This window comes from Cellulomonas septica (assembly GCF_012396155.1).
Lineage (GTDB): Bacteria > Actinomycetota > Actinomycetes > Actinomycetales > Cellulomonadaceae > Cellulomonas > Cellulomonas septica.
Genome location: NZ_JAAXOY010000096.1, coordinates 1 through 8138, shown reverse-complemented (window position 1 = coordinate 8138; position 8138 = coordinate 1). Strand labels below are relative to the sequence as shown.

Below are 8138 nucleotides of genomic sequence, written 5' to 3'. Positions count from 1 at the left end.
GCCCCGTCCGCCCACGACCTGCGGCGCGCCCACGCCCGCCGTCGCGCCGCTGCCGCCGTCGGGTTCACCACCGCTCTCGCGACCGGCACCCTCGCGGCCGTCGCACTCCCCGCGCAGGCGGCCGACCCGGCCACCTGGAGGTTCGACCTCGGGACCGCGACCAGCCCCGTCGCCGACGGCTACCGGCAGGTCACGGAAGCCACCCGGTACGACGCCTCGACGGGCTTCGGCGTCGTCCCCGCCGACGGCGTCACCCCCATCTCCCGCGACCGCGGAGCGACCGACGCGGCCGACCGCGACTTCGTCCTCGCGACGGCCTGGTCGTTCGTCGTCGACGTGCCGAACGGCACCTACGACGTGACGGTCCGCTCGGGCGACCTGCTCGCGACGTCGAGCACGACGACGACCAACCTCACGCTCGAGGGTGCGACGGCCGGGACGCTCAAGACCAGGCAGGTCGCGGTCGAGGGGACGTGGCGCACGACGGTCGCCGACGGCCAGCTCACGCTCGGCGTGACCGGCGCGGGTGCGGGCGGCTACGTCAACGCGGTCGTCGTCACCGCCGTCCCGGGGGAGCCCGGGCCGGACCCCGACCCCGAGCCGACGCCCGACCCCGCGATCGCCGCGCCCACCGCGCTGCGGCTCGCGCACGTCGCCCCAGGAACGGTGACGCTGCGCTGGAACGAGGTTGCGGGCGCGACGGGCTACGTGCTGACGCGCGCCGACGCGCTGGCCGGCCCGTACACCGAGGTCGGCCGGACGACCGGCGACGTGTTCGTGACGGACGCCGCCGTCGACACGACCACGACGCACTGGTACCGGGTGCAGACGCTCACGGCCACGGGCGCCTCGGTGCCGTCCGCCGCGACGGTCAGCAGCCTCGCGGGCGACGGCGTCCCCGACCCGACGCTCCCCGCCGACGGCGTTCTCGCGTTCGACCTGGGCAGCGGCGCCCTCGTCCCGGGCAGCACGCGCCTCGACGCCACGAGCGCGTACGGCCCGACCACGCGCGCCGGGTTCGTCGACCCGTCGCAGGTCACCGCGACCGACCGCGGCACGGACGACGCGCTGCGCTCGGACTTCGTCACGGTCGGCGACACCGAGCTCGTCGTCGACCTGCCGGCAGGCGACTACACGGTCGACCTGGTCGCGGGCGACGCCACGGAGGCGTCGGAGATCGCGATCACCGTCGAGCAGATGGCGAAGGTCGCGACGACCGCCCGGCCCGCCGGGCAGTTCCTCGAGATGTCGTTCGACATCGCGGTCGTCGACGGGCAGCTCAACCTCGACGTCGGTGGGACCGCCCCGAAGCTCAACGCGCTGACGATCCGGCAGCAGTCGCCGCGGGCCGCAGGTCCGAAGCCCACGGTGTGGGTGACCGGCGACTCGACCGTGCAGTCGTACACCGCGGACTACGCGCCGCAGGCCGGCTGGGGCCAGATGATCGACCGGTTCCTGTCGGACGACGTGGTCGTCGACAACCGCGCGATCGGCGGCCGCTCGTCGAAGAACTTCATCAGCCAGGGCCGGCTCGACGAGGTGCTGCGGCTGGTCAGGCCGGGCGACTACCTGTTCGTGCAGTTCGGCCACAACGACAACACGTACGGCGTCGACGACCGGTACGCGGCACCCGCCGACTACCGCGAGTACCTGCGCACCTACGTCGACGGGGCTCGGCAGCGCGGCGCGACGCCCGTGCTCGTGACCCCGGTGTCGCGGCGCTCGTTCGACGCCACCACCGGCCGGTTCAACGTCTCCTTCCCCGAGTACGTGGCCGCCGCGAAGGCGCTGGCCGCCGAGACGGGCACGCCGCTCGTCGACCTGTCGGCGTCCAGCCGTGCCTACCTCGACGAGATCGGGCCGGAGGCCGCGAAGGCGGTGTTCCTGCACGTCCCGGCGGGCGTGTACCCGGGCCGGCCCGCGGGCACGGTCGACGACACGCACTTCCAGGAGTACGGCGCGATCCAGATGGCGCGGCTCGTCGCGACCGACGTCGCCGGGCTCGACGTGCCGCTGGCCGACGAGGTCGGGGGCTTCGAGCCGCCGGCGACCGTGCCGGACGCGCCCGCGGGCGTCGTCGCGGGCAACGTCTCGAACGCGGGTGTGCTCCTCACGTGGACGCCCGTCGACGGTGCCGACGTCTACCGCGTCTACCGCAAGGACGCGGCGGCAGGGGACGACGCGTACGCGCTCGTCGCGACGTCGACGCTCGCGCAGGCCGCCGTCGGCGGGCTCGTCGAGGGCGCGTCGTACGACCTGCGGGTCACCGCGGTGAACGGGCGCGGCGAGTCCGCACCGAGCGCCACGGTCCGCGTCACGACCAAGGCCGCGCTGCACAAGTTCGACGTGCAGCTCGCCGGGTCGCCCGTCATGCCGGGCTACGTCGAGGTCAACCAGAACAGCCGCTACACGCCCGAGACCGGGTGGGGCTGGCTCGACCCGACGGGCATGGGCGGTCGCGACCGCGGCACGAACTTCCCGACGCCGCCGAACGACCTGCAGCGGGACTTCCTGCTGCCCGGGCCGCAGCACGTCTTCGCGGTCGACGTCCCCGACGGTTCGTACGCGGTCAAGACGTACAACGGCGACTGGATCGGCACGTCGCGCTCGAACGTGCAGATCGAGGGCAAGGACTGGGGTGCGTCGAACGCGGGCGCGGGGGCCGTCTCCGAGAAGGTGTCGCAGCCCGTCCTGGTCACCGACGGTCAGCTCTCGATCGTCATGACGGGGTCGTCGTCGCGGCTGAACGGCATCGAGATCACGCCGCTGCTGCTCGCGCCGCAGGACCTCGTGCTCGACGGGGTCTCGATCGACGGCGCCGCGGTCTCGGTCGCGCTGTCCTGGACGGGCACCGACGACTCCGCCGGCTACCGCGTGTACCGGCAGGCGGACGGTGCGACGGCACCCGTCGCGATCGGCGAGACGACCGACGCCGCGTTCGTCGACACGACCGCCGACGTCGGCCTCGCGTACCGGTACCACGTCGTCGCGCTCGACCCTTCGGGGGCCGAGTCCGTGCCGACCGACGTGCTCGACGTGACGACCGTCGACCCGTCCGTGCCCGTCGCGGGCGTGCCGTTCCCGGTGACGCTCGGTGCGGTGAACAAGAACGACGTGACCGTCCGGTGGGCGCCCGTCGACGGCGCGCTGTTCTACCAGGTGTACCGGTCGGAGTCGGTGAACGGGCCGTACGAGCTCGTCGGGCGGGCGTCGACCGCGTCGTACACCGACACGACTGTCCTGACGACGATCGCGTACTCCTACCGCGTCGCCTCGGTGAACGCCGGCGGGGTGTCCGCGCCGTCGCTGCCCGTCACGTCGCCCGCCGTCACGACCCTGTCGCGGCAGGCGGAGCGGCTCGACCGGTCGCCCGTCGCGGTGGTCGTCGACGGCGGCGTCTACGTCGGGTGGCGCATGCTCGGCACCGACCCCGAGTCGATCGGGTTCCACGTGTACCGGGACGGCCGCCGGATCACCGGGGCGCCGATCGGCGGCTCGACCAACACGCTCGACGCGGGCGGGTCCGCCGCGTCGACCTACCGCGTGAGCAGCGTCGTCGACGGCATCGAGCGCTGGGTCACGCCCGAGTTCCGGCCGTGGGACCAGCAGCACCTCGACGTGCCGCTCGACAAGCCTGCCGACGCCTACGCCAAGGACGGCCAGCCGTACACCTACAGCGCCAACGACGCGTCCGTGGGCGACCTCGACGGCGACGGGCAGTACGAGATCGTCGTGAAGTGGGACCCGTCCAACTCCAAGGACAACTCCCAGGCCGGCTACACGGGCAACGTCTACCTCGACGCGTACGAGCTCGACGGGACGCGTCTGTGGCGCGTCGACCTCGGCCGCAACATCCGCGCCGGCGCGCACTACACGCAGTTCCAGGTGTTCGACCTGGACGGCGACGGGCGCGCGGAGGTCACGGCCAAGACCGCCGACGGCACCGTCGACGGCGTCGGCGGCGTGATCGGCGACGCCCGCGCGGACTACCGCAACTCCAGCGGCTACGTCCTCACCGGGCCCGAGTTCCTCACCGTCTTCGACGGGCGCTCGGGTGCCGCGGTCGACACCGTCGACTACACCCCGCCGCGCGGCGACGTGTCCGCGTGGGGCGACGCGTACGGCAACCGCGTCGACCGGTTCCTCGCCGGGGTCGCGTACCTCGACGGCGAGCACCCGTCGCTCGTCGTCAGCCGCGGGTACTACACGCGCACCGTCATCGCGACGTACGACTTCGACGGCGCGCAGCTCGTCAAGCGGTGGGTGTTCGACTCCGACGTCGAGGGCGAGGAGTACAAGGGCCAGGGCAACCACAACCTGTCCGTGGCCGACGTCGACGGGGACCAGAAGGACGAGATCGTCTTCGGGTCCCTGACGATCGACGACGACGGCGACCCGCTGTACGTCACCGGGCTCGGCCACGGCGACGCGCTGCACGTGTCCGACCTCGACCCGTCGCGGCCCGGCCTGGAGGTCTTCGCCGCCCACGAGGAGGCGCCGTCGTCGAAGGGCATCGGCGCGACGTTCCGCGACGCCCGCACCGGCGAGGTGCTGTGGTCCATGCCGGCGACGCGCGACACCGGGCGTGCCGCGTCCGGCGACATCGACCCGGACCACCCGGGCGCGGAGTCGTGGGCCGTCGTCAGCACGGGCGAGTGGAACTCGCGCTCCGGCGAGCTCCGGGCCGCCGACGGCACGCTGCTCGGCACGTCCATCCCCGCGGCGAACTTCCTCACGTGGTGGGACGGCGACCTCCTGCGGGAGATCACCGACCACGACTGGGACACCACGACGACGACGGGCGTGCCGACGATCGCGAAGTGGTCGCCGTCCGCTGGTGCCGCCACGGAGGTCTACCGGGCGACCGGGACCCTGTCGAACAACGGCACCAAGGGCACCCCCGCCCTGCAGGCCGACCTGTTCGGCGACTGGCGCGAGGAGCTCGTCACCCGCCTCGCGGACTCGTCCGCGCTGCGCATCGCGACGACCGTCGACGTCACCCGGCACCGGCTGCGCACCCTGCAGTCCGACCCGGTGTACCGGCTCGGCGTCGCGTGGCAGAACACCGCGTACAACCAGCCGCCGCACACGTCGTACTTCCTCGGCGCGGGGATGACGACGCCGCCGGCACCGCGGCTCGCGCTCACCGGCGCGGACCCCGGGCCGGGGGAGCGGGTGCCCGGACCGGCCACCGGTGCGCCGGCCCGTGGCGCGCTGTCGTCCGACAACTGGGACGGCGACGGGACCTACACGGTCGCGCTCAACGTCTGGTGGGGGCAGAACGCCCACACCGTGACGCTGCTCGAGAACGGGGTCGAAGTGGCGCGACGGGACCTCGTCGACGCCACGCCGTCCGCGCAGTCCGCCGCGTTCCAGGTGGCCGGCAGGACGAACGGCACCTACGTCTACACCGCGGTGCTCACCAACCAGCACGGGTCGACGACGACCGCGCCGCTCACCGTCGTCGTCAGCAAGGCGAACCCGGCCACCCCCGTGCTGAGCCACGACAACTGGGACGGCGACGGGACGTACACCGTCACGACCAACCTGTGGTGGGGCACGAACGCGACCGAGTACCGGCTGTACGAGGACGGCGTGCTCATCGACACGCAGGCGCTCGTCGCGAACGGCGTCCACGCCCAGAAGGCGACGACGACCGTGACCGGACGGGCCGTCGGAACGCACGTCTACCGGGCGGAGCTGTCCAACGCCGCCGGCACGACCAGCAGCACCGACCTCAAGGTGGTGGTCCGCCGCTGACCCCTCGCGCGGGCGGGCGGCCCTGCTGACACCGACCCGCCCGCGCGAGCACGCGCGACGCCCCGTCCGGAACCGTCCGGGCGGGGCGTCTGCGCGTCCGAGGTGCCGCGTACGGTGTCGCGCATGGCGACCGAGCAGCTGCACTTCGACACGACGATCGGCGTGGAGGTCAAGGGCGACACCTGGAGCTGCGTCGAGATCCCCGGCTCCGTCGAGTTCTTCGGGACGGGCAGGACCGTCCGCGTCGACGCGACCGTCGACGACGTCGTCCTGGAGAACGTCGGCGCGATGGTCACCGGCACGGGCGGACACATGGTGTCGCTCAGCGCGAAGGTCCGGCAGCGCCTCGGCAAGGACGTCGGCGACCCCGTCCGCGTCACGATCACGAAGCGCTGACGCGCCGACGCTGGCGTCGGCGCCCGCACCCACGCCGCCACCGGCCCGCCCGCCCGCTCGTCGGCCTGACGACGCGACGACGGCTCGAGAGCGCGACACGGATGTCGCAGTCTCGAGCCGTTGTCTCCGTTCCGGGCGGGTATGTGATCGGGGGCGCCGACGCCGCAGCCCGCGACGGGCCGGTCGACCGGCCAGGTCAGACGCGGACGACGACCTTGCCGCGGACGTGCCCCGACGCGCTCGCCTCGTGCGCCGCAGCCGCGTCGGCCAGGTCGAACACCTGCGCGACCTCGACGCGCACCTTGCCCTCGTCGATCAGCGCACCCAGCGCCGCGAGGTCCGCGGAGTCGGGGCGGACCCAGACGTAGTGGCCGCCGAGCTCGTCGCGCGCCTTGGCGTCGACGATCGAGGCGATCGTGCCGCCGTCCCGCAGCAGCGCGGGGGCGGTCTCGACGGCGTCCGGGCTGCCGTAGTCGAGGACCACGTCGACGCCGTCGGGGGCGATCGCGCGGACGCGCTCGACGAGCCCGTCGCCGTACGTCACCGGCTCCGCGCCGAGGCCCCGCAGGAACTCGTGGTTCGACTCCGACGCCGTGCCGACGACCGTCGCGCCGAGCGCCTTCGCGATCTGCACCGCGAACCCGCCGACGCCGCCCGCCGCGGCGTGCACGAGCACGGTCTGCCCGGCCGTCACGCCGGCGCGCGTGATCGACTGGTACGCCGTGAGCCCGGCCAGCGGGACCGCGGCGGCCTCCTCGAACGACAGGCTCGACGGCTTGCGCGCGAGCGTCCGGACCGGCGCGGACACGTACTCGGCGAACGTCCCGCCGTGCACCCAGTCCTTGCGGACGTAGCCGAACACCTCGTCGCCCACCTGGTACTCGGGGGTGTCGAGGCCGACCTTCTCGACGACGCCCGCGACGTCCCAGCCCGGGACCACGGGGAAGTGCACGTCCATGATCGGGTCGAGGTACCCCTGGCGGACCTTCCAGTCGACCGGGTTGACCGACGCGGCCCGCACGCGGACCAGCACGGTGTCGGCGCCGACCTTGGGAGTCGGCTGCTCGGTGAGCTCGAGGACGTCGGTGCCGCCGTAGCGGGAGTAGGTGATCGCACGCATACGAGTCCCAGCACCACCCCCGGCACCCCTATTCCACGCCACCCGCCGCCGTCGCCGACGTCACACGCCCGCCCCACCGCCCCTCACTGACCGCTCCGCCGACCTCAAGACGTGTCCGGCGGACGCCGATCTCCCGGTCGTCGCCCCGGTGCGGCGGTCGGCGGTGAGGAGTGAGGACGACATGACCGGCTACAGCTGGATCTCCGTGGACATGCGGGCTCTCGCGCACCCGTCGGGGGAGACGCACCGACGCTTCCTCAGCAAGCTCAACTTCGAGCCGGGGTGGAGGGAGGACGTGCCGACGCTGGCGTGGACGCTGTCCGAGCCGGGGCGTCCTGACTGGGTGTCGACGATCGAGCTGGCACGCCTGGTGTCCGATCGGACGCGCGCGGTCCTCGAACCGCTGCTCGGCCCGGAGGACCGGGTGCAGTGGCTCCCCGCGACGCTCACGACGTCCGAGGGTGAGGTGCTGCCGTACTGGGTCATGCACTTCCCGGAGCCGTTCGACCCCTACGACGAGCGCAGGACCGTCCGCGGGCCGAGCGGGCTCCCGCTCCCGGGTGGTGCTGTCGTGTCGCGGGCCCGGGCGGCGGGTCACGACGTGGTGGCGCCGCCGCTCGAGGTGAGCTCTCTCTTCGTGAGCGACCGGGTGCTCATGGCGATGCTCGACGCGCGCCTGACGGGGTGGGACTGCAGGATCGCCCCCGTCGCCTAGGTCGTCTCCGGGGCGTCGCGGGGGACGATCGCGAACGGCCAGGGGTGGCGGCGGAGGGCCGGGCGGAGGCGGCCGACCTGGGCGAGCGCGGTCGCGACGAACGCGGTCGCGAGCAGCGCGAGCACTCCGGTGACGACGAGCCCCGCG

Annotated in this window: 4 protein-coding genes; 3 read left to right on the top strand and 1 reads right to left on the bottom strand. The window is 73.4% G+C overall.

All coding sequences use genetic code 11. From position 1 onward, the window contains the following. Window positions 1-5760: rhamnogalacturonan lyase family protein (locus HGA02_RS05850; protein WP_343035305.1), on the top strand; the 5760-nt coding region annotated here is incomplete at its 5' end. 123 nt (window positions 5761-5883) lie between these two features. Continuing rightward, a complete protein-coding gene (locus tag HGA02_RS05845; protein ID WP_168678216.1) occupies window positions 5884-6156 on the top strand; it encodes a DUF1905 domain-containing protein in 273 nt (90 codons plus the stop codon). A 196-nt stretch (window positions 6157-6352) separates the two neighbouring features. Here the strand turns inward: HGA02_RS05845 and HGA02_RS05840 are convergent, their stop codons facing one another. Further along, entirely contained in the window at window positions 6353-7276 is a 924-nt protein-coding gene (locus HGA02_RS05840; protein ID WP_168678215.1) for an NADP-dependent oxidoreductase, read from the bottom strand. 181 nt (window positions 7277-7457) lie between these two features. Here HGA02_RS05840 and HGA02_RS05835 point away from each other — a divergent pair, with 181 nt between their 5' ends. Beyond that, complete coding sequence (locus tag HGA02_RS05835) at window positions 7458-7991, top strand: hypothetical protein (RefSeq protein ID WP_168678214.1); 534 nt, start codon at window positions 7458-7460, stop codon at window positions 7989-7991. The last annotated feature ends 147 nt before the right edge of the window (window positions 7992-8138 follow it).

Bases quoted from the DNA above. Each gene is read 5' to 3' on its own strand.
- HGA02_RS05845 (WP_168678216.1), top strand. From the start codon at position 5,884: ATGGCGACCGAGCAGCTGCACTTCGACACGACGATCGGCGTGGAGGTC.
- HGA02_RS05840 (WP_168678215.1), bottom strand. From the start codon at position 7,276: ATGCGTGCGATCACCTACTCCCGCTACGGCGGCACCGACGTCCTCGAG.
- HGA02_RS05835 (WP_168678214.1), top strand. From the start codon at position 7,458: ATGACCGGCTACAGCTGGATCTCCGTGGACATGCGGGCTCTCGCGCAC.